Here is a 20900-nt window from a genome sequence, read left to right as displayed (position 1 = left end):
TGCCTCTCCTAGTTGGTGAGTCTTTTACCGATCAGCGACGACAGACGTTGCTTGAAGCACGTCAAGACGATCAGCATCACGATCATCGCAATGAGCACGATCGATGGAGCCGAGCCCCACAGCACGGCGGGATCGTTGCCGCTCATCAGCATCGAAATACGGAAGTTGTACTCCATGAACCCGCCCAAGATGACGCCAAGCACGATGGGCGCCATCGGGAATTTGAGCTTCTCGAGTACGTAACCGAACACCCCGAAACCGAACATCAAGAAGACGTCGAACAGGGTTTCGTGAATCGAGTAGGCGCCGACCACCATCAGCGAAAGGATGATGCTGCCCAGCAGCGGTCTCGGCAGATGGAGCACCTTGGAGAAGAGTCGGGTCGCCACGGACCCGCCAAGAAATAGCAGCATCACCGACGCAATCAGGAACTGCCACATGAAGCCGAACACCTCGTCCGGGTGCTCTCGGAACAGGTTGGGGCCAGGCTGCAGTCCATGGATGAGAAATCCCCCCAGCATGACAGCAGCCACCGAGGTGCCGGGGATGCCCAGGGTCAGCGCCGGGATCATCGAAGCCGCGGTATCGGCGTTGTTGCAGGTCTCGGCGGCGGCGACGCCCTCTGGCTCCCCCTTACCCCACGCTTCCGAGTTGCGCGCACTTCGCTTGGCTTCGTTGTAACTGATGAATGTCCCGAAGGACCCACCAGCGCCCGGCAAAATGCCTACTGCGATACCGATCAGAGATGCCCGTAACCAAGTTTTCCAGTAGCCGAGCATTGATGCCAAAGACCTGAAGAAACCTTCGTCGTCCACCTCTTTGACGTGGCTCTCTTCACCATTCTGTGGATTGACCAAGGTGTCGATGACCGGTGGCATCGCATACAGCCCAATCAGCAGCACGATCACGCTGATACCGTCATCGAGATAAAGCGAGCCGAAGGTAAAGCGCTCATTGGCACTCACCGGGTCGATCCCAACCGTGGCGACGAAGATACCAATGCCTGCGCTGATCAACCCTTTCAGGGCGTTGCCCTTGATCAATAATGCGATGCTCAGAATGCCGAACACGGAGACCCAGAAAATCTCGGTTGGCCCGAACATTAGCGTCACACTGCCCAGCGGCGGCGCCAGCAACATCAGCGCCAGTCCACTGGCCAAACCACCGATGGCAGAGGAGACAAGCGCCACGCGCAGCGCCTTGTTGGCACGGCCCTGCTGCGCCATAGGGTAGCCATCGAAGGTGGTCGCCACGGCCGCTGGCGTGCCAGGGATACGCAACAGGATGGCGGGAATGGCGCCACCGTACATCGAGCCGTTATAGATCCCCGCCATCATCCCGAGCGCAACCTGCGGGCTCATGCCGAAGGTGAAAGGGAGCAATACCGAGATGCCGAGCGTGGCACTCAACCCCGGCAATGCACCGAGGAAAATGCCGGCGACGACGCCGACCGCGACGGCCAGCAGACTGCTGACGCTCAGAATATCGGGCAGGGAGTGCCAGAGTGCTTCAAACATGGACGTGCCTCACATCAGCCAGCCATGGGGCAAGCTTCTGCCCATGGCCATGTCGAACAGCAGATAGAGCATCACCGTGAATAGCGCCGAGCCGAACAGGCTGCGCTCCCATCGGCGATAACCGAATGCCGCGCTCATCAGCGGAATCATCAGAAAGGTGGAGGCATAGAAGCCGAGCTTGGCAACGGCCACCAGGTAGACCAGCACGCAGAACAGGCCGAGCACGACCTTGCCCAGGCTTTCGGGATGACCCTCGCCGGCCTCCCGCTTGCGGTCCTGCAGGCAGGACTGCACGAGCAGCACGACGCTCAAGACACACACGACGCCGAGAACGCCCAATGGAAACATCGCCGATTCCAATGGAAGGCCTGCGCCCATGACGATGAAGGCGATAGATGCCCCCATCAGCGCGATGCAGACAACGACCGTTGGCATCAATCCCTTGGATATGGCTTTCATGTACCTCTCCCCTCTGTGGTCTGGGGAGCCACGCTAGGGAAAAAGCTGGAGCGCCACGAATGCGTTTTTTTGCCAGACCCATAGCATTGCGCTATACCTAGCTTTCACCGTCGGTAGAATCTTTTTATTCATATTAGAAATCAAATATTTATGAACAACATGAACTTAGGTATAAGAGGGGATACCGAGCTAATCTTAGACTAAAGTTACAGTGTTCTACCTGCCATATTACCCTCGCCGATAGCCTCGCCATGGGCCGAAATCCCGGAGCCATGCCGTGGCCATCGGCTTTGACTTGGGCACGAGGACTGCACGCCGAATCGGTGCCAGCAGCGTGCTCCTTCGTCACGACATCGCATCGTCGAGCCGACAGCGGCACGGATGACAGCGCTGAGGAGAATCAGCCGCGCAAGGGTTCACAAGTAACAGTGCGCAGCCGAGAAGATGGGAGGGAGAAACAACAGAGCGTTAGCCGACACGGGCTGGGCGCGAGGGCTCGAACGACCGTTGTACGCACTGAACAACCACGCCGACAAGCGCCAGCGCCACGCTCGCCATGACCTTACGGGGCCTGTCGGCACCGTGCATGGCAAACCCGGCCGAGTGAGTACGTTGGTTCCTCAGGTGATGGTCCCGCCCGTCATTCGGTGGAACGGGCCTGCGCCGTCAACTCGCTCACGCGCATCAGCGTTTCCAATCCCATGACGGTATCATGCAGTCGTGAGCCGGCTTCGGCGGATAGGACATGCGCCGTGCAGCGGTCGAACTTGGCGCGAATCATGGCTGTCGGCGCAGGCTCTTCGGCATGACGCCCCAACGGGCGGTCCAGCCGCTTGAACCGCTGCGACCCGTCTCGCAGCACGATGCAAAGCTCGGTGAGATAGTTTCCCTCGGGGGTCGGCGCGCTATGGGCATGAGGGCGCGTTTCGACCTTGGCCATCAGCGACTTCACCGCCTCGTTCTCATAGGCATGCTCGGTAAAACTATCGAAATCAATTCGCCCATCCAGCAATGTCCGCGTTATACAGTACTGGACGCTGAACTTGGCATCGGTCGCACTGCGCAGTATGGGGCGGTCGACGTGGGTCAGGCGTAGCGGATGAATCGTCACCACGACGCGTTCTACATCCGTGACATCGAACGCCTGCTCGCCCTGGAGCAAGCGTACGGCATCGATGCTGGCGTGGGTGCTGTCACAGCATGGGTAGAGCTTGATGCCGATTCCCGGCGTGACGATATCGAGCGGCGCGGCCCAATTCTCGAGGACGCGATTGGCATGGTAATTGCCCTCGCCGTTGAAGACGTTGAAGAAGCCCTGACGATGTTCGAAGGCGTCCAGACTGGCAGAGAAACCCTGGCGTGCCATCAGTGCCGCCATCACGCCATGACGCGCGGCGTGTCCGACGTGGAAAGGCTTGGTCATGGTGCCGAAGTTGGCTTTGACGCCGCTGGCGAGGCTCACGCAGATGCTGAGCGCTGTCGCAGTACGGTTCGCGCTCAAGTTCAGAAGCTTGGCGCAGGCGGCAGCGGTGCCGAATACGCCTAGCGTGGCGGTCGGATGCCAGCCAAGATCGTAATGATAGAAATTGACCGCCCGCGCCAGTCGCGTTTCGGTCTCGAACCCCGCGATGAAGGAGAGCAGTAGCGTCCTCCCGCTGCTATCGAGTTCCTCCGCCAACGGCAACAGCCCCGCCAGCAGCGGCGCGGACGGATGCCCGCCCATGGCAGTATTGACGTCATCGAAGTCGAGCGCGTGCGCGGCACACCCGTTGATCAGCGCGGCACTCAATAGGTCTAGGCGTTCGCTCCGGCCCATTAGCGAACACTCGCCAGAAGTCGCCATCCCGGGCGTCGCCATCAAGGTGTCAACCGCATGTTCCCTGGCTCCGGCAAGCGCGCAGCCTAACGTGTCGAGAATCGCCGTCTTGGCATTGTCGATGGCGGTCGCCGGAAGATCCTCATAGGTCAACGCCACGATCCGTGCCGCCAATTGCTGGGATAAAGTCATGGGTAGGCTGTCTCGAATGTCGTAAGTCGGGGCCAATAGCGTCGTATCGTCCGGTACGAACACCCGGAACGACGCGACGAGGGTCGGCGGCGCTATCGGCTACAGGCGTAATGCGGGACGCGCGATGTCAACGACGCGGACGTCACGACGGGCCTCGTCAGAGCGACATTGCGGCACTGGACAGAAGGAGGGGGATCGCCCAGGTTCTTCGCTGCCATGAGTCACGCCCTGTAACGCATGTGTCATGGCTTGGGAAGGTGTCACGGCCGATTGTGGCGTCACAAATCGCTTTTTCTCGATGGGTTCCAAAGAAAATGGATGGCCATCGACAAGACGATTTCAAGCCTATGAATAGAAAAGATTTTTGCGGCGGGATCCGGGAGCGGTCACGGCATTCGGCTGGACCAGACTTTAGTCGCACTCGGGTTTCGGCTGGCGAACATCGTGGCGTGCCCCACGGGTGGCGGAAATCATACTGACGAAGCGTTGCCGCCGGCAGACACCCGCACGGGGTGGCGAATAAAAAATCACACTATCGTTACCAATTCCTGCGAATCGCCTTCCCTGGCGGCTGTAGCATGAGCGGCTTCATTCAGGACGCTACCGTACCGGATCATGGAATCTTTCAACTTACGTCTCTTCGCCTGGCTCAATGCCCCGTCGCACGCTTCGCATCTGACCCTGTCACTGGCCTACGCCCTGGCCATCTACGCCATCTATCTCGTGCCGCTACTGATGATTCTCGGCTGGTTGCACCGAGACCCCGCCCGCCAGCGCTTGGCGCTGAAAGCCCTGCTGGGGTGCGTCTTCGCCCTGTCGGTCAACGAAGTCATCGCCTTGCTGTGGGATCATCCTCGCCCCTTCGTCATTCCCGTCGGCCATACCTACCTGGATCACGCCGCGAACAGCTCGTTTCCCAGCGATCACATGACCGTGATTTCGACACTGGCGATCACGCTACTGTTGTCCCGTGAGTGGCGTCCGCTCGGCTATCTCTTCGCCGGACTGGGGCTGGGCATCGCCTGGTCCCGGGTCTACCTCGGCGTTCACTTTCCCCTGGACATGCTCGGCGCCATCGTCGTCTCGGCCCTGGTTGCCACGCTGTTGGCCATCACCGAACGCTTCTACATGCCGTCGCTCCATGGCCTGTCACGCGGCCTTTATCGGCGCCTGTTCGCCCCGCTGATCGAGCGCGGCTGGCTGGCCCACTGAGCTCCCGCGGCGACTCAGTGGCCAAGACAGAGCGGCCGGGCCATCGATGATGGCCCGGCCGCTTGGTTTCCGCGCTACCGCCGCGCGCGTCAGGCGCCGGCGGACACCGTGGGCTGCCTCCGCCCGGCGAGACTCACGCCGATCAGCGTCACCGCCGCCAGCGGCATCGCCACCAGCACGCTGTTCCAGCCCATCGGCTTGCCGAGCGCGATCTCCCACACCAGCGTCATCACGCCGCCGACGATCATCGCCGCCAGCGCCCCGGCCGGAGTCGCCCGTGGCCACAGCAGCGCGGCCAGGAACACCGGGGTGATCGCCGCCCCGTACATGCCGTAGGAGTACATCTGCATCGCCAGCACGCTGGGGAAGAACGCCCCCAGGACCCAGGCCAGAATGCCCAACCCGACCACGGTCAACCGGTTGACGAGCAGCGCCTTGCCCGCCGGGATATTCAGTCTCAGCAATCCACCGAGAATGTCCTGGGTCAGGCTGGCCGAGGCCGACAGCAGGTACGAGTTGCCGGTGGTCAGCAGCAGCGCCACCAGAGACGCCAGCAGCAGCCCGCCGACCACCGTGGGCAACCCCTGCTGGGCCAGGGTCATCATCGCGGTCGACGGCGTGATATCGGGATACATCACCCGCGTGGCACAGACCAGCAGGGTAATCAGCGAAGTGCAGACGATGGAGGCGATGACCAGCCCCATCGCGGCCTTCTTGGCGGTGGCCGGATCCCGCGCGGCGGCAAAGCGCTGAAACAGGTTCTGGTCGCCCAGGATGAGCAGGAACAGCGGCAGGAAATAGCCCAGCGCCTGCCATGGCGTGAGACCGCCGAGCAGTGTCTGGTGCGTGGCCGGCAGCGCATCCATCATGTCGCCGAGACCGCCCAGCCGAGTCAGCACCAGCGGCAAGGCGATCAGCATGCTGCCAAAGATGATGATGGCGCTCAGGTAGTCGGTATAGGCCACCGAGACCAGCCCGCCCATGGTCGCCAGCCCGATCATCACCAGCGCGGCGATCACCACCCCCTGCCACACCGGCAGGCCGAACGCCAGGTTGAGCGCCTGGCCCGCCCCGGTGAACTGGTAGGAGACGATGCCGACGTAGGCCAGCAGGATGATCAGTGATGCGATCGAGCGCGCCGTGGAGCCGAACCGCTCCTCGATCAGCCCGGGAATGGTGGTGGCGCGCGAACGCCGCATCTTCTGCGCCAGCAGGAAGTAGACCACCAGCGCCGCGATCGGCGTGCCGGCGAAGAAGAAGATTGCCGCCCCCGGGCCGTGCTGGAACACGAAGCTGGCGCCGCCGACGATGGAGCCGGAGCCGACGAAGGTGGCCAGCAGCGTCGCGGTCAGCACCAGCGTGGAGAGCGAACGCCCCGCCACGATGAAGTCGGTGTCGTCGTGAACCTTGCGTCGCGAGAAGTAGAGCCCGATGACGACCATCAACACGATATACGCGATGACGAAGAATGCCTGCATGATCGCAGCCTCCCGTTCTTGTTTGTTATGAGTCGTGATTGTTATGCGTCGTGACTGTCTTGCATGTCGTTGTGCCGACCCGGTGCGAACGCTAGCCCCGGATCGAACGGGTGTCAGCGGCTCAAGCGATCCTTGACCGCACGGCCGCCCTGCATGATCAGCGACAGGTGCTTGCCCTGGCCGGCCAGCAGGCTCATGTCTTCCAGTGGATTGCCGTCGACCACGATCAAATCCGCCCACGCCCCCGGCGCGACACAGCCGATCTCGCCCTCCATCCGCAGCAGCTTGGCCGCCGTGGCGGTGGCGCTGCGGATCACCTCATGGGCCGGCAGGACCTGGGCGCGGATCACGAACTCCTCCGACTGATGCGGATGCATCTCGCCGAGCAGATCGGTGCCGTAGGCCATCTCCAGGCCGGCCTCGCGCATGGTCACCAGACTCTCCAGCCCGGCCAGGCGCACGTCGTCGATCTTGGCCACCGACTCGGGCTTGAGACCGTAGTCGGCGCCTTCGATCTTGAGACGTTCGTAGGTCACCAGGGTGGGACAGGCCATGGCACCACGCTCCGCTGCCAGTCGGGCCGTGTCCGCCGTGATCAGGTTGCAGTGCTCGAGCGAGCGGACGCCGGCCTCGACGGCACGTCGAATCGCCTCGTCGGTGTAGAGATGAGCGCTGACATAGGTCTGGGCGTTGCTGGCCTCCTCGACGATGGTCTTGAGCTCGTCCACCGAGAAACTCAGGAAATCGATCGGATCGCTGGGCGAGGAGACGCCGCCGTTGGCCATCACCTTGATGAACTGGGCGCCGGCCTTGATCTCCTGGCGCACCGCACGACGCACCGATTCGACGCCGTCGCAGATACGGCCCATCGATCCCAGTCGCCGGGTCTGGTACTGATCGTCACGCTCGTCATAGAAGCCGCGATAATCGTTGTGCCCGCCCGTCTGGGAGAGCGCCTTGCCGCAGATCACCAGACGCGGCCCGACGAAGAGCCCTTCCGCCACCGCCTGCTGGATGCCCCGATCGGCACCGCCCACGTCGCGCACCGTGGTGAAGCCTCGCATCAGCATGCCTTCCATGATCGGTGTCGCGCGCGCGGCCACCAGGGCGTCCGGCAGCAGCGCGTTGGCACCGAGATCGGCCGTGGTCGCGATCACGTGGACATGGCAGTCGATCAGGCCCGGCATCAGCGTGCGCCCTTCGAGGTCGATCACGCGGGCGTCCCGGGGTGCCTCGATCGGCGAGTCGGAAACCTGGGTGATGCGGTCACCCTCGACCAAGACGTGCACGCCGGCCCGTGGCTGCGGGGAGGATCCGTCGACCAGGCTGGCATTACGGAACAGCACCGCCGGGGTGGCGCGGGAGGAGGTAGGTTCGGTCATGGCTTGGGCTCTTGTGGGTGACTCGAATATGGCTTGAGCCTACCCAGCGCCTCGAGCCCATGAAAAGCGCTAAAAACGCATGGCAGCATGCGGCCAGCGCATCGATCGCCCGCTCACGCTTCCCGCGGTGATATCTCCAGCAGCCAGCGCTTGAAACAGCGCGTGGCGACGTTTTCCCGACGCTCGTCCGGCGTGATCAGATAGTAGCCGCCGCCATGGCTGGCCCAGTGGTCAGAGGCGACCACCAGGCGGCCACGCTCGATCTGGCTGTCGATGACGTGGCGCCAGCCGAGCACGATGCCTTGCTCGAATACCGCCATTTCGACCAGCGTGGGGTAGTGATTGAAGATCACCGCCTGGGTCGACGGCGAGATGGTCACATCGTGGTATTGAAACCAGTCGCGCCAGGAGATCCACAGGCTCTGGGCATCCTCCAGGGTCAACAGCGTCTCCTGCAGGATATGCTCGGGCTCGAGCTTCTGGTGCTCGCCCAGGCCGTAACGCTCGCGACACGCCGCGAGATAGGCGGGCGCGCAGACCGGGAAGACCTTCTCGGGGATCGCATGAGTGGTTTCGAATCCTGGCAGGGACGCCTGTTTCAGATAGTAGAGCCCGATATCGAACTCGAACGAGGAGAGCGAAGTCACGCCGTCGCGCACGATCAGGCGCAGCTTGAAGTTGGGGTACTGACGCCGGAAATCGCCCAGCCGTGGCGCCATCCAGAACTGGGCCACCCCCGCGGTACAGGCCACCGTCAACTCGTTCTCGCCAGTGCTCTTCATCACCTCGGCGGTGGCGTTGACACAGTCGTCCAGAATCGAGCGCACCTGCAGCGCATAGGTTTCGCCCGCACGGGTCAGCGTCAGCTGGCGCTGCTCGCGGATGAAAAGCTTGCGTCCCAGAAATTGCTCGAGATGAACGATCTGGCGGCTCACCGCGCTCTGGGACAGATTCAGCTCGACCGCGGCGCGAGTGAAACTCATGTGTCTCACCGCCGCTTCGAAAGCGATCAGAGCGTTGAGCGGCGGCAGCGGCGACATGCGCATGGAAAGCTCCAGGGAAGCGGCGAAGAGGCTCAGGATACGTTATTGCGCCGCCGGGAACGCTAGCCGTGATCGCGAACGAAATCGATGAAGGCCCGTAGCGGCGCGGGTACCAGCCTTCGATCCGAATAGTAGAGATAGGGTCCCGTGAACCGCGGCCACCAGGATTCGAGCACCGGCACCAGCGCGCCGCTTTGAAGGTACGGTTCAAGCCACTGCTCGAAGAGCATGATCAGGCCGACGCCTTGCAGTGCCGCTTCGACACCAAGATCCACGCCGCCGCCGATGCTGATCGTCAAAGGGCCGGTGGGCTCGATGCGCATCGACTCCTCGCCGCGCTCGAACTCCCATGCCGCCCGGTTACCGTTGGTGAAGCGGCCACGGATACAGGCATGCTGCAGCAGCTCGCGGGGGTGCGTGGGCGTGCCTCGACGCGCCAGGTAGTCGGGCGAGGCCACCAGCGCAAAACGCTGCTCGCGCGGACCGATGGGCACGGCGATCATGTCCTGCTCGAGCAGTTCGTCATAGCGAATGCCGGCATCGAAGCCCGCCGCCAGCGTATCCGTCGCCGCACTGTCGGCGGTGACCTCCACGCGGATCTCCGGGTAAGCCTTGAGGAAATCGGGCAGGATCGATGGCAGGATCAGCCGCGCCGCACTGACCGGGACATTGAGGCGTAGCGTGCCGGCGGGGCGATCCCGAAAGCCGTTGATCGCATCCAGCGCGTTTTCGACCTCCTGGACCGCTGGCGCCAGCCGCGCGACCAGGGCAGCGCCGGCCTCGGTCAGCGTCACCGCCCGCGTGGTGCGATGAAACAGCCGAATGCCCAGCGCCGTCTCGGCACGCCGCACCGCATCGCTCAAGCGCGACGCACTGCTACCGCTCAGCCGCGCCGCTTCCCGAAACCCCTTGGCTCTGGCCACGGCCAGCACGACCTGAAGATCACCGAGATCGGCACTCATTGTGCATTTCTCCGCACACCTTGTATGTATTGAGGGCAATAGTCGCACAGCACTGACGCGCCTACCATGAGGGGACATCGGGGCATCTGACGCCCCGACCTCGACACAGGAGTGAACGCATGTCCCTCATCGACAAGGCTGGCACCTACCCACTCGGCAACCGACGGGTCAAACGACTGGGCTATGGGGCGATGCAGCTCGCCGGCCCCGGCGTGTTCGGTCCGCCCAAGGATCCGGCGCGGGCGTTGCAGGTCCTCGAGGCGGCCATCGCCGCCGGTATCGATCATATCGACACCTCGGACTTCTACGGCCCCCACATCACCAATCAGCTCATCAAGCAGGCGTTGCACCCCTATCCGAGCGATCTCTGCCTCGTCACCAAGGTCAGTGCCCGGCGCGATGACACCGGCGCCTGGCTGCCCGCCCTCTCGCCCGCCGAGCTGACCCAGGCTGTGGAAGACAACCTGCGCAATCTGGGGCTCGAGCAGATGGAGGTCGTCAACCTGCGCAGCATGCTGGATGTGCATGGGCCGGCGGAGGGCTCGCTGGAGGCCCCGCTGACGACACTGGCGGAACTTCGCGAGCGCGGCCTGATCAAGCATATCGGCCTGAGCAATGTCACGCCGACCCAGGTGGCCGACGGACAGAAGATCGTGCCCATCGTCTGCGTGCAGAACCAGTTCAACCTGGCCAACCGCGCCGACGATGCGCTGATCGATCAGCTGGCCGCGGAGGGCATTCCCTACGTGCCGTTCTTCCCGCTGGGCGGATTCACCCCACTCCAGTCGCAGACGCTCACCGAGGTCGCGGCGACGCTGGACGCCACCCCGATGCAGGTAGCACTGGCCTGGCTGCTGGCTCGTTCACCCAATATCCTGCTGATCCCCGGGACTTCGTCTCCCGATCATCTGCAGCAGAATATCCAGGCGGCAGCGCTGGAGATTCCCGCGGCGCAGATGGCACGGCTGGACCGCATCGGCGACTGATTCATTGGGTCTCCCCCGCGCCCGGCAGCCATGGATTACCCGGTAGTACGGCGCGCGGACACGATGGCCCGGGCCGAGCGCGACTTCGCCCTCCGAGGAGATCGCAGGGGTGACGCCAGCGCACCGAACACGATCACCCATCGTGCCCGGTTCGGCGTCCATTCGTCGAAGCTAGCCGATGGTCTGACGGTCGTCGGACGTTACCCCTCATACAGTGTCATCAAGCCCCGGCGGGATGGGCCGGGCAGGCACTTCAGCGGGGTATGCCATGAGCCGTTATCAGGACGAGTACCGAGCCTCCCTCGAGGACCCGGAAGCCTTCTGGATGCGCCAGGCCCGGCGTCTGCCCTGGTTCACCCCGCCGACCCGAGCGCTCGCCTACGACGCAAACGGACACGCCCGCTGGTTCGGCGATGGCGAGCTCAATCTGTGCCATGCCGCCCTCGACCATCACGTCGAGCAGGGGCACGGCGAGCGCATCGCGCTCTACTGGGACTCGCCGCTCAGCGGCCAGCAGCGGCGCTACACCTATCGTGAGCTGCGCGATGCCACCGCCCGCTGCGCCGGCGCCCTGCGCGGGCTGGGCGTGACCCCGGGCGAGCGCGTGGTGATCTACATGCCGATGGTGCCGGAGGCGTTGATCGCGATGCTCGCCTGCGCACGCCTCGGCGCCATCCACTCGGTGGTGTTCGGCGGTTTCGCCGCCCGCGAGCTGGCGGCACGGATCGAGGACGCCAAGCCCAGGGTGGTAGTAGCGGCCTCCTGCGGGCTCGAGCCCGGCCGCGTGGTGGCCTACCAACCGATCGTGCGCGAGGCGCTGTCGCGCAGCGCCCATGCGGTGGCTCACTGCGTCTACCTGCAGCGCGACGCCTGCCGCGCCGAGCTCGGCCCCGGCGAGGCCGAGTGGAAGACGCTGATGGCCACGGCCGAGCCCGCCGACTGCGTTCCGGTCAAGGCCACCGACCCGCTCTACATCCTCTACACCTCCGGCACCACCGGCCGTCCCAAGGGCGTGGTACGCGATACCGGCGGCTACGCCGTGGCGCTGCACTACTCGATGGAGACGATCTACGACATCGCCCCGGGTGAGGTGTTCTTCTCCGCCTCCGACGTGGGCTGGGTCGTGGGCCACTCCTACATCGTCTACGGCCCGCTGCTGCGCGGCGCCAGCACGGTGGTCTACGAGGGCAAGCCGGTGCGCACTCCCGATGCCGGCGCCTTCTGGCGGGTGATCGAGGCGTATCGGGTGAAGAGCTTCTTCACCGCGCCTACGGCCTTCCGCGCGATCAAGAAGGAGGACCCCGAGGCGCGGCTGAAGGAGGGCTACGACCTCTCCAGCCTGCGCTCGCTATTCCTCGCCGGGGAGCGTCTCGACCCACCCACCTACCACTGGCTCAAGGCGCATCTCGACGTGCCGATCGTCGACCACTGGTGGCAGACCGAGACCGGCTGGGCGATCGCCGCCGATCCGCTGGGGCTCGACCCGGTGCCCACCCGCGCCGGCTCCGCCACCTTCCCGGTGCCGGGCTACGATGTGCGCATCCTCGATCGCCACGGCGAGGAGGTGGGCGCGCTGACCGAGGGTAGCGTGGTGATCAAGCAGCCGCTGCCGCCGGGCTGCCTCGCCGGTATCTGGGGCGACCCCGAGCGCCTGTACAGCGCCTACCTGGCCACCTATCCGGGTTACTACCTCACCGGCGACGGTGGCTATATCGACGAGGACGGCTACCTGTTCGTGATGGGGCGCACCGACGATGTGATCAACGTCGCCGGCCACCGGCTCTCCACCGGCGAGATGGAGGAGGTACTCGGCTCGCACCCGGCGGTGGCCGAGTGCGCGGTGATCGGCGCCCAGGATGCGCTCAAGGGGCAATTACCGCTGGGCCTGGTGATCCCCAAGGATGGCTTCGATGGCGACCACGCCAAGCTGGAGCGGGAGCTGGTCGCCCTGGTGCGGGAACGGATCGGCCCGGTGGCGAGTTTCAAGCAGGTGCGGGTGGTAGACCGCCTGCCCAAGACCCGTTCGGGCAAGATCCTGCGCCGCGCGCTGCGCCAGATCGCCGACGGGGAGACCTTCGACGTGCCCGCCACCATCGACGATCCGACCAGCCTGGAGGATGCCCGCGAGGCGATCGCCAAGCTGCGCGAGGGGGCGCCCAAGGGGGTGGACGACACTTGCTAAGAACGTCTTTCACAGCCGCCAAGCGACGTGGGCTTATCCGGCGGCAGGGCGTCGTGAGGGCGCTGTGAACCCATCCCTGGGCGCTACTTTTGCATCCATGGCAAGGGACCCTCGCTTTGCCATGCCCCCGGCGCCCATCGCCAGAGGGTTTGGAAATGAGCGCCAAGAGGGGTGTACAGGAAAATGCCTGCGCGTGCGTCCGCTCTCGAATCGCGCCAGCCGAAACGTCCCTGCCGAAAAACCTAGCCGAATAGCCCTTTCAAGGTATGCGGCTGGCTGCGTAGATACTGCTTGGGTGCGTGCACGCTGGCCCCCAGCTTGGCTGCGGCGTGCCACGGCCAGCGCGGATCGAAGAGCATGCCGCGGGCCAGCGCCACGGCGTCGGCCTCGCCGCTGAAGACGATCCCTTCGGCCTGCTCCGGCTCGGTGATCAGACCCACCGCGATCACCGGCATGGCGACCTCCTGCTTCATGCGCCGGGCGAACGGCACCTGGTAGCTGGGGCCCACATCGAGCGCCTGGCGCGGGTCGAGCCCGCCACCGGAGCAGTCGATGAAGCTGCAGCCGCGGGCGTCCAGCGCCTGAGCCAGGGCCACGCTCTGCTCCAGATCCCAGCCGCCTTCGACCCAGTCGCTGCCGGAGATGCGAATGCCCACCGGCTTGTCTGCCGGGAATACCTCGCGCACCGCCTCGAAGATCTCGAGGACCAGGCGCATGCGGTTCTCCAGGCTGCCGCCGTAGGCGTCCTCGCGCTGGTTGGAGAGCGGCGACAGGAACTGATGCAGCAGATAGCCGTGGGCCGCGTGCAGCTCGATCAGATCGAAGCCGAGACGCTCGGCACGCTTCGCCGCGGCGACGAAATCCGCCTTGAGCGCGTCGATATCGTCGAGCGTCATCGCCTGCGGCGGGCGCTGATCGTCCTGATAGGGCACGTCGGAGGGCGCCAGGGTCTGCCATCCTCCCGCCTCCAGGCTCAACTGCTTGCCGCCCTCCCAGGGGGCCTGGCAGGAGGCCTTGCGCCCGGCGTGGCCGAGCTGGATGCCGATGGGCATCGGCGAGTGAGCGCGTACCGAGGCGAGCGTACGCGCCATCGCCTGCTCGTTGGCGTCGGAATAGAGCCCGACGTCGCCCGGGGTGATACGTCCCGCTTCGGCCACCGCCGAGGCCTCGATGATCAGCAGGCCGGCGCCGGAGAGCGCCAGCTGGCCCAGGTGGATCGTATGCCAATCGGTCATGCTGCCCTCGCCGTCGGCCGAGTACTGGCACATCGGCGAGATCACGATACGGTTGGGCAGCTCGAGCTCGGCGAGCTTGAACGGTGTAAACAGCTTGGGAGATGCCATGAATCCTGTTCCTGACTGAGACGGATGATGGCAAAAATGTAGCTTGCTAATAATTTTTTAGCAATATCTGCATCTTGATGGCGGAACCAAACATCCACCGGGCGGCTGTCGAGGTCGTGAATGACCACTCGCACGATGACCGCTGACTATGGCGGCCAAAAAAACCCCGGTAAACCGCGAGGGGTTACCGGGGAAGCTCTGGTGGAGACCAGACCATAGCGAGTCGTCAACAGCAGGCTCAGGCGGCGACACCCCAGTCGGGAAAGGGATCGGGCAAGCTTTTCCAGTACACCTTGCCGCGGGCCAGTTCGTCGTCGTCGAGCAGGCAGGCTTCCAGGCGGCGGCGGATGTGCGCCACGTCGAGCCCCTGGCCGATGAACACCAGCTCCTGGCGCATGTCGCCGAAGGGTTCTTCCCACTTCTCCCGGATCGAGGCGAGATACTCCGGGTCCTGGGGCCAGCGCGACTCGGGCACCGCTCGCCAGAACAGACCGGCGAAGCCGTGGTGGGCAATGCCGCCGGCCAGGCTCCACTGGCCGGCGAACTCGGGCCGGCTGGCGAGCCAGAAGAAGCCCTTGGAGCGCAGCAGGCGGCCGTCGCCCCAGTCGCCGTGCAACAGCTCGAAGAAGCGCTGCGGGTGGAACGGCCGGCGCGCTTCGAAGCTGAAGCTGCTGATGCCGTACTCCTCGGTCTCGGGGACATGCTCGCCGCGCAGCTCCTTGAGCCAGCCCGGGGCGAGCTGGGCCTTATCGAAACTGAAGCGGCCAGTATCGAGCACCCGATCCAGGGCGATCTGGCCGTGGCTGATGGCGTGGATCTCGGCGTCCGGATTGAGGGTTCTGAGCACCGCCTCGACTTCGGCGAGCTGAGCAGCGTCGATCAGATCGCTCTTGGAGATCAGCAGCACGTCGCAGAACTCGATCTGGTCGACCAGCAGGTCGGCGACGTTGCGCTCGTCCTCCTCGCCCAGGCTTTCACCGGCCTCGGCCAGCGATTTGGCCTCGTAGTACTGGGTCAGGAAGTTGGCGCCGTCGACCACCGTGACCAGGGTATCCAGGCGCGCCACCTGCGACAGGCTGCGGCCGTGTTCATCCTCGAAGGTGAAGGTCTCCGCCACCGGCAGCGGCTCGGAGATGCCGGTGGACTCGATCACCAGGTAGTCGAAGCGCCCCTCCTCGGCGAGGCGATTCACCTCGATCAGCAGGTCTTCGCGCAGGGTGCAGCAGATGCAGCCGTTGCTCATCTCGACCAGCTTCTCTTCGGCACGGTTGAGATCGACTTCGCGCTCGACCAGGGCGGCATCGATATTGATCTCGCTCATGTCGTTGACGATCACCGCGATACGGCGGCCGTCACGGTTGTTGAGCAGGTGGTTGAGCAGCGTGGTCTTGCCGGCGCCGAGAAAGCCGGACAGCACGGTGACGGGAAGCGGCTGCGCCATGGGGCGCGGTTCACTCGGTGTTTTTTCACTCATGATCGTTTCCTCACGGCATCGGTCGTTGCCAGGACGCGGCTGGTGCGGCGCGTGTCAGGGCCGCGGAGCCGTAGCGCCTCTCACGCTGCAGCGTTTGGAGTCAGGCGCTGCGGCGCTTGGCATAGTGGTGTTCGCGCTGCTCCTGGCGCTGCTTGGCCTCCAGGCAGAGCGTGGCGGTGGGTCTCAGCAACAATCGTCGCAGGCCGATCGGCGCGCCGGTCTCTTCGCAGAACCCATAGTCGCCCTCGTCCAAGCGCTTCAGGGTACCGGCAACCTTGCGCAGCAGCCGGGTCTCGCGGTCGGCCTGACGCAGCAGCAGACGCAACGTCTCCTCGTTGGCGGCCAGATCGGCCTCGTCGCCGACGCCACGGCTGTCGACGATGGTGCGGCGAGTCTCTTCAAGCGCGACTTCAAGATCCGCCTGCTCCGCCAGCAGACGCCGTCGAAAGAAGTCGAGCTGAGCCTCGTTCATGTAGGCATCCTCGGGCATGGCCAGCAGTTGGCTCTCTTCCTCGATAAGCGGTGACGGCATGGCGATCTCCTCCGGAGCGTCCTGGCCAATTAATGTTATAACATAACAATAAAAACACCAACACTCTTCTTTTCTGCTCGGAAACGAACATGAAACGCAGTCATTAGCGAAAGTCGTATGCGCTTTACGGCGGATTTTGCGCACACTGTGACAAAACCATGACACCCAAAGCGCCTCCAAAGAGATCGACAAATCGCGCAGCCGGTGTCGCCTATAACAACCTCCGCTCCAGGAGATCCGCCATGCTACGACGCCTCGAATCCTCCAGCTCCCCCTCGCTGCGCCTGCCGCTTTCCCTGCTGACCACGCTGCTGCTCGGCTGCGGCCTCGCTCTCTCGGCTCAGGCCGCCGATGCGTGCCCGCAACGCGGGGACCTGGCGCCCATGTACTGCGACGCCGATGGCGATCTGGTCGCCGATGCGCCGACCGACGAATCCCAGTATCTCGATCCCGATCCGCTGGTCTTCGCCTATACCCCGGTCGAGGACCCGGCGATCTACGCCGATATCTGGGAGCCGTTCATCGAGCACCTCCGCGACGTCACCGGCAAGGACGTTCGCTTCTACGCCGTGCAGTCGAATGCTGCCGAGATCGAAGCGATGCGCAGCGGGCGCATCCAGGTCGCGGGCTTCTCCACCGGGCCGACGCCGTTCGCGGTCAACCTCGCCGGGGCGGTGCCGTTCGCGATCATGGGCAGCGACGACGGCGAGTTCGGCTATACCTTGCAGGTCTACACCCGCAAGGACAGCGGCATCGACGAGTTGAGCGATCTCAAGGGCAAGCGCGTCGCGCACACCTCCCCCACCTCCAACTCCGGCAACCTGGCACCGCGTGCCCTGTTCCCGAAGCAGGGCATCACCCCCGACGAAGACTACGAAGTGGTCTACTCGGGCTCCCACGACCAGTCGATGCTGGGCGTGGTGGCGGGGGACTACGACGCGGCACCGGTCGCCTCCGAGGTGGTCGATCGGATGGCCGAGCGGGGTCTCTACGACCCGGAAGAGGTCAAGATCGTGTTCGAGTCCAAGCGCTTCCCCACCACCTCCTATACCTATGCCTACAACCTCAAGCCCGAGCTGATCGACAAGATCAAGGAGGCCTTCTTCAGCTTCGACATGAACGGCACCGAGCTGGGCGAGGAGTTCGACGGCGTGACCAAGTTCGTCCCGGTCACTTACCAGAAGGACTGGGAAGTCATCCGCGACATCCAGGATGCCAACGGCGTCGTCTACTCCCAGGAAAACGTCGAGTAATCCGCCGACCCACCAGACGGCGCCATCGGCCATGAAGGCCGATGGCGCCGTCACAGAGGATCTCCCATGCTGCGCATTCAGAATCTGATCAAACGGTACGGCCATGGCGAGCCGGTGCTGCGCGGGCTCGATCTCGACGTTCCCGGAGAATCGGTGGTATCGATCATCGGCGCTTCGGGGGCCGGCAAGAGCACCCTGCTGCGCTGCATCAACCGACTGGTGGAACCCACGGAAGGCAGCATCGAGCTCAACGGCCTGGAGTTGACGCATCTCAAGCGTGAAGAGCTGCGCAAGGCGCGCCGGCGCATCGGGATGATCTTCCAGGGCTTCAACCTGGTGGATCGCCTGACGGTGATGGAGAACGTCCAGTGCGGGAGGCTGGGTTACATCCCCTACTGGCGGGCGGCACTGCGCAAGTACCCGGCGGAAGACATCGAACGCGCCTACCACCTGATGGAGCGCGTCGGCATCGCGCACTACGCCAACAAACGCGCCGATGCGCTCTCCGGTGGCGAACGTCAGCGTGTCGGCGTGGTTCGGGCGTTGATGCAGCAACCGGAAATTCTGCTCGCCGACGAGCCCACGGCCTCGCTGGATCCGGTGAGCTCGCGCCAGATCATGGAGCTTCTGCAGACGCTCTCCCAGGAGCTGTCGCTCCCGGTACTGATCAACATCCACAACGTGGCCGAAGCGCGGGAATACACCCAGCGCATCGTCGGCATGCGATTCGGCAAACTGATCTTCGACGGCGTTCCCGCCGACCTGGATCAGGAGGCGATGGATGCCGTCTACAGCGGCACGCCGGGGGAAGCACGTCAGCAGGCCGAGAGCGGTCCGGCCCACTCCCCGGCGGTGGTGTCATGAGCACCAGCACCGATCAGACGGTCCCGTCGTCACGGCGACACTGGAGCAAGCCACCGTTCATCGCCAATCCAGTGCTGCGTTGGGGGCTGGTCGTCGGCGTCGCGATCTACGCCGTGTGGGCGATCTCGATCCTGCCGTTCGATCTCGATCGCATCAGCCAGGGCATGACCCGTGCCGCGCGGATCTTCTCCGGCGCCTTTCCGCCCAACTTCGACCGCTATGAGCTGCTCATCGACGGCTTCCTCGAAAGCCTGCAGATCGCCATCCTGGCGACACTGCTCGGTCTCGCGTTGAGCGTTCCCATCGCCTTCATGGCGGCCCGCAACATCGCCGCCAGGCCGATCTACATGATCGGCCGGGCCATCATCATCCTCGCACGCAGCTTCCATCCGGTGATCGTGGCGATCCTGTTCGTCAAGGCGGTGGGGTTCGGTCCGGTGGCCGGGATCCTGACGCTGACGCTCTACTCGATCGGCTTCGTCGCCAAGATGCTGGCCGAGCGAATCGAGGAGATCGACTGGGGTCAGGTGGAAGCGCTACGTGCCAGCGGCACCCGCTATATCAGCGTGCTGCAGTTCGCCGTGCTGCCGCAGATCATGCCGCGCCAGATCGGTCTCGGCATCTATCAGCTCGACAGCAATCTGCGGGCGTCGGCGGTGGTCGGCATCGTCGGCGCCGGCGGCATCGGCTCGACGCTGATGAACGCTTTCGGCCGCTACGACTACGACTTCGCCCTGGCGATCACGCTGGTGATCATCGGCGTGATTCTGGTCAGCGAAGCGATCAGCGGTCGGATCAGGAGGAACATCGGATGACCCAGCAGACCGTTGCCGAGCGCACCTGGGCGCGCTATACCCCGCAGCAGCGCTGGAAGCGCTTCCTGACAATGCTGGTCGTGGCGGCGGCCGTGGTGTGGGCGGTGGAGAGCATCGATATCATCTGGCCCTGGGTGTGGGATGCCCCGGCCCAGGTCGGTGACCTGTTCGGACGCATGGTGCCGCCGGACGTGAGCAACCTGCGGGCGATTCTTTGGGCCCTGGTCGAGACGCTCAACATCGCCACCATCGCCACGTTCGTGGCCATCTTCCTGTCGCTGCCGATCGCCTACATCGCGGCCCAGAACACGACCCCCAACCGTTTCACGCTATGGCTGGGGCGTTTCATCCTGGTCTCGAGCCGCTCGGTCAACACGCTGATCTGGGCTCTGCTGTTCGTGGCGATCTTCGGCCCCGGCGTGCTGGCCGGGATCATCGCGATCATGTTCCGGTCGATCGGCTTTCTCGGCAAACTGCTGGGCGAGGCGATCGAGGAGATCGATCGCCGTCCGGTGGAGGCGCTGGAAGCGACCGGCGCCTCGCGGGCCAAGGTAGTGCTCTACGCGATCGTGCCGCAGGTCATGCCGACTTTCTTCGCGGTCGGCATCCTGCGCTGGGACATCAACCTGCGCGAGTCGACCGTACTCGGCCTGGTCGGCGCCGGCGGAATCGGCGTGATCCTGCAGGGCGCCATCGACACGCTGGCGTGGCAGACCGTCGCCACCATCCTGCTGGCGATCATCGCCCTGGTCATCCTGGGCGAAGCGCTCGCCGCCTGGCTACGCAAGAAGGTCATCTGACCCGGGACCTCCTTTTCCCGGCGTTCACGCGCCGGGGAAGGTCGCTTCGGCTTTTCCTAAGCATGACCCTATGTAAATGCTGGTTTCGCCGTGGCGGCCGGGATGCAAAGCTTGATCCATCCCGATCCTCGAGAGTCGCCCGGCATGCCAACCCATACCCGCATTCGCATGTTCAACACCAAAGAGACCTATCCCAATCAGTCGCTGGACAACGACCTGTGCCAGGCCGTACGGGCGGGCAATACGATCTACGTTCGCGGTCAGGTCGGCACCGACTTCGACGGCGTTCTCGTCGGCCTGGGCGACCCTAGGGCCCAGGCAGAGCAGGCGATGAAGAACGTCAAGCAGTTACTGGAAGAGGCCGGCTCGGACCTCTCGCACATCGTCAAGACGACCACCTACCTTATCGATCCACGCTACCGCGAACCGGTCTACCAGGAGGTCGGCAAATGGCTGAAGGGCGTCTATCCGATCTCCACCGGGCTCGTGGTCTCGGCACTGGGACAGCCGCAGTGGCTGATGGAGATCGACGTCATCGCCGTCATTCCCGAAGACACCGTTTCCTCTGAAATTTCAGCACTCTGACCCTC

18 protein-coding genes are annotated in these 20900 nt (G+C 64.3%); 8 read left to right on the top strand and 10 right to left on the bottom strand.

The window, feature by feature from the left end; genetic code table 11:
* Nucleotides 1–8 precede the first annotated feature (8 nt).
* The 3 genes from AAGT95_RS08515 to AAGT95_RS08505 all read right to left on the bottom strand — a co-directional run bounded on the left by AAGT95_RS08515 (nucleotide 9) and on the right by AAGT95_RS08505 (nucleotide 3984).
* Entirely contained in the window at nucleotides 9–1517 is a 1509-nt protein-coding gene (locus tag AAGT95_RS08515; RefSeq protein WP_110706974.1) for a tripartite tricarboxylate transporter permease, read from the bottom strand.
* Between the two features lie 9 nt (nucleotides 1518–1526).
* Nucleotides 1527–1976 (bottom strand): tripartite tricarboxylate transporter TctB family protein, encoded by a 450-nt coding sequence (locus tag AAGT95_RS08510; RefSeq protein ID WP_342596200.1) that lies wholly within the window; start codon nucleotides 1974–1976, stop codon nucleotides 1527–1529.
* Between the two features lie 640 nt (nucleotides 1977–2616).
* A complete protein-coding gene (locus AAGT95_RS08505) occupies nucleotides 2617–3984 on the bottom strand; it encodes an MmgE/PrpD family protein (protein ID WP_342596199.1) in 1368 nt (455 codons plus the stop codon).
* Nucleotides 3985–4599: 615 nt separating this feature from the next.
* Between AAGT95_RS08505 and AAGT95_RS08500 the strand changes: the two genes are divergently transcribed.
* A complete protein-coding gene (locus tag AAGT95_RS08500) occupies nucleotides 4600–5196 on the top strand; it encodes a phosphatase PAP2 family protein (RefSeq protein WP_342596198.1) in 597 nt (198 codons plus the stop codon).
* 89 nt (nucleotides 5197–5285) lie between these two features.
* On the opposite strand, the gene AAGT95_RS08495 is transcribed toward AAGT95_RS08500, so the two are convergent.
* From AAGT95_RS08495 to AAGT95_RS08480, 4 genes are all read right to left on the bottom strand, one after another.
* Nucleotides 5286–6674, bottom strand: a complete 1389-nt coding sequence (locus tag AAGT95_RS08495; RefSeq protein WP_342596197.1) for a sodium:solute symporter family protein — start codon at nucleotides 6672–6674, stop codon at nucleotides 5286–5288.
* A 113-nt stretch (nucleotides 6675–6787) separates the two neighbouring features.
* The gene (locus tag AAGT95_RS08490) at nucleotides 6788–8056 is read right to left on the bottom strand and encodes an amidohydrolase family protein (protein ID WP_342596196.1); all 1269 of its coding nucleotides are present in this window, start codon (nucleotides 8054–8056) and stop codon (nucleotides 6788–6790) included.
* A gap of 113 nt (nucleotides 8057–8169) precedes the next feature.
* Nucleotides 8170–9102 carry a LysR substrate-binding domain-containing protein gene (locus AAGT95_RS08485; protein ID WP_342596195.1) on the bottom strand — a complete coding sequence of 311 codons (933 nt, stop codon included), beginning with the start codon at nucleotides 9100–9102 and terminating at the stop codon, nucleotides 8170–8172.
* A 59-nt stretch (nucleotides 9103–9161) separates the two neighbouring features.
* The gene (locus tag AAGT95_RS08480) at nucleotides 9162–10061 is read right to left on the bottom strand and encodes a LysR family transcriptional regulator (RefSeq protein ID WP_342596194.1); all 900 of its coding nucleotides are present in this window, start codon (nucleotides 10059–10061) and stop codon (nucleotides 9162–9164) included.
* 119 nt (nucleotides 10062–10180) lie between these two features.
* Between AAGT95_RS08480 and AAGT95_RS08475 the strand changes: the two genes are divergently transcribed.
* Together AAGT95_RS08475 and AAGT95_RS08470 are read left to right on the top strand one after the other, a co-directional pair.
* Nucleotides 10181–11047 (top strand): aldo/keto reductase family oxidoreductase, encoded by an 867-nt coding sequence (locus AAGT95_RS08475; protein ID WP_110676086.1) that lies wholly within the window; start codon nucleotides 10181–10183, stop codon nucleotides 11045–11047.
* A gap of 268 nt (nucleotides 11048–11315) precedes the next feature.
* Nucleotides 11316–13229, top strand: coding sequence for a propionyl-CoA synthetase (locus AAGT95_RS08470; protein WP_342596193.1), 1914 nt, complete (start codon nucleotides 11316–11318; stop codon nucleotides 13227–13229).
* 242 nt (nucleotides 13230–13471) lie between these two features.
* Here AAGT95_RS08470 and AAGT95_RS08465 read toward each other — a convergent pair whose 3' ends face one another.
* From AAGT95_RS08465 to dksA, 3 genes are all read right to left on the bottom strand, one after another.
* Nucleotides 13472–14572: an NADH:flavin oxidoreductase/NADH oxidase gene (locus tag AAGT95_RS08465; RefSeq protein ID WP_342596192.1), complete on the bottom strand. Its 1101-nt coding sequence runs from the start codon at nucleotides 14570–14572 to the stop codon at nucleotides 13472–13474.
* Nucleotides 14573–14810: 238 nt separating this feature from the next.
* On the bottom strand, nucleotides 14811–16046 hold the full coding sequence (gene zigA, locus AAGT95_RS08460; RefSeq protein ID WP_342596191.1) for a zinc metallochaperone GTPase ZigA: 1236 nt from the start codon (nucleotides 16044–16046) through the stop codon (nucleotides 14811–14813).
* A gap of 100 nt (nucleotides 16047–16146) precedes the next feature.
* A complete protein-coding gene (gene dksA, locus AAGT95_RS08455) occupies nucleotides 16147–16578 on the bottom strand; it encodes an RNA polymerase-binding protein DksA (RefSeq protein ID WP_342596190.1) in 432 nt (143 codons plus the stop codon).
* A gap of 242 nt (nucleotides 16579–16820) precedes the next feature.
* Here dksA and phnD point away from each other — a divergent pair, with 242 nt between their 5' ends.
* The 5 genes from phnD (at nucleotide 16821) to AAGT95_RS08430 (ending at nucleotide 20895) form a co-directional block, all read left to right on the top strand.
* Complete coding sequence (gene phnD / locus AAGT95_RS08450; protein WP_342596189.1) at nucleotides 16821–17831, top strand: phosphate/phosphite/phosphonate ABC transporter substrate-binding protein; 1011 nt, start codon at nucleotides 16821–16823, stop codon at nucleotides 17829–17831.
* Between the two features lie 66 nt (nucleotides 17832–17897).
* A complete protein-coding gene (gene phnC / locus AAGT95_RS08445) occupies nucleotides 17898–18695 on the top strand; it encodes a phosphonate ABC transporter ATP-binding protein (protein WP_110597597.1) in 798 nt (265 codons plus the stop codon).
* Nucleotides 18692–19510: a phosphonate ABC transporter, permease protein PhnE gene (gene phnE / locus AAGT95_RS08440; protein WP_342596188.1), complete on the top strand. Its 819-nt coding sequence runs from the start codon at nucleotides 18692–18694 to the stop codon at nucleotides 19508–19510. The genes phnC and phnE (AAGT95_RS08440) overlap by 4 nt, the downstream gene beginning before the upstream one ends.
* Complete coding sequence (gene phnE / locus AAGT95_RS08435) at nucleotides 19507–20310, top strand: phosphonate ABC transporter, permease protein PhnE (RefSeq protein ID WP_110597599.1); 804 nt, start codon at nucleotides 19507–19509, stop codon at nucleotides 20308–20310. Before phnE (AAGT95_RS08440) ends, phnE (AAGT95_RS08435) begins: the two co-directional genes overlap by 4 nt.
* Nucleotides 20311–20454: 144 nt before the next feature.
* The gene (locus AAGT95_RS08430) at nucleotides 20455–20895 is read left to right on the top strand and encodes a RidA family protein (protein ID WP_342596187.1); all 441 of its coding nucleotides are present in this window, start codon (nucleotides 20455–20457) and stop codon (nucleotides 20893–20895) included.
* Nucleotides 20896–20900 lie beyond the last annotated feature (5 nt).

Source organism: Salinicola lusitanus (assembly GCF_038648475.1).
Taxonomy (GTDB): Bacteria; Pseudomonadota; Gammaproteobacteria; order Pseudomonadales; family Halomonadaceae; genus Salinicola; species Salinicola lusitanus.
The sequence above is the reverse complement of the archived record's forward strand: the minus strand, read 5'-3'. Positions and strand labels throughout refer to the sequence as shown.

Excerpts from the sequence above, each read along its gene's own strand:
- AAGT95_RS08470 (WP_342596193.1), top strand. The coding sequence starts at position 11,316 with ATGAGCCGTTATCAGGACGAGTACCGAGCCTCCCTCGAGGACCCGGAA.
- phnD (WP_342596189.1), top strand. The coding sequence starts at position 16,821 with ATGCTACGACGCCTCGAATCCTCCAGCTCCCCCTCGCTGCGCCTGCCG.
- zigA (WP_342596191.1), bottom strand. The coding sequence starts at position 16,046 with ATGAGTGAAAAAACACCGAGTGAACCGCGCCCCATGGCGCAGCCGCTT.
- AAGT95_RS08490 (WP_342596196.1), bottom strand. The coding sequence starts at position 8,056 with ATGACCGAACCTACCTCCTCCCGCGCCACCCCGGCGGTGCTGTTCCGT.
- AAGT95_RS08500 (WP_342596198.1), top strand. The coding sequence starts at position 4,600 with ATGGAATCTTTCAACTTACGTCTCTTCGCCTGGCTCAATGCCCCGTCG.
- dksA (WP_342596190.1), bottom strand. The coding sequence starts at position 16,578 with ATGCCGTCACCGCTTATCGAGGAAGAGAGCCAACTGCTGGCCATGCCC.
- AAGT95_RS08475 (WP_110676086.1), top strand. The coding sequence starts at position 10,181 with ATGTCCCTCATCGACAAGGCTGGCACCTACCCACTCGGCAACCGACGG.
- AAGT95_RS08515 (WP_110706974.1), bottom strand. The coding sequence starts at position 1,517 with ATGTTTGAAGCACTCTGGCACTCCCTGCCCGATATTCTGAGCGTCAGC.
- AAGT95_RS08480 (WP_342596194.1), bottom strand. The coding sequence starts at position 10,061 with ATGAGTGCCGATCTCGGTGATCTTCAGGTCGTGCTGGCCGTGGCCAGA.
- AAGT95_RS08495 (WP_342596197.1), bottom strand. The coding sequence starts at position 6,674 with ATGCAGGCATTCTTCGTCATCGCGTATATCGTGTTGATGGTCGTCATC.
- AAGT95_RS08485 (WP_342596195.1), bottom strand. The coding sequence starts at position 9,102 with ATGCGCATGTCGCCGCTGCCGCCGCTCAACGCTCTGATCGCTTTCGAA.
- AAGT95_RS08510 (WP_342596200.1), bottom strand. The coding sequence starts at position 1,976 with ATGAAAGCCATATCCAAGGGATTGATGCCAACGGTCGTTGTCTGCATC.
- phnC (WP_110597597.1), top strand. The coding sequence starts at position 17,898 with ATGCTGCGCATTCAGAATCTGATCAAACGGTACGGCCATGGCGAGCCG.
- phnE (WP_342596188.1), top strand. The coding sequence starts at position 18,692 with ATGAGCACCAGCACCGATCAGACGGTCCCGTCGTCACGGCGACACTGG.
- AAGT95_RS08465 (WP_342596192.1), bottom strand. The coding sequence starts at position 14,572 with ATGGCATCTCCCAAGCTGTTTACACCGTTCAAGCTCGCCGAGCTCGAG.
- phnE (WP_110597599.1), top strand. The coding sequence starts at position 19,507 with ATGACCCAGCAGACCGTTGCCGAGCGCACCTGGGCGCGCTATACCCCG.
- AAGT95_RS08430 (WP_342596187.1), top strand. The coding sequence starts at position 20,455 with ATGCCAACCCATACCCGCATTCGCATGTTCAACACCAAAGAGACCTAT.
- AAGT95_RS08505 (WP_342596199.1), bottom strand. The coding sequence starts at position 3,984 with ATGACTTTATCCCAGCAATTGGCGGCACGGATCGTGGCGTTGACCTAT.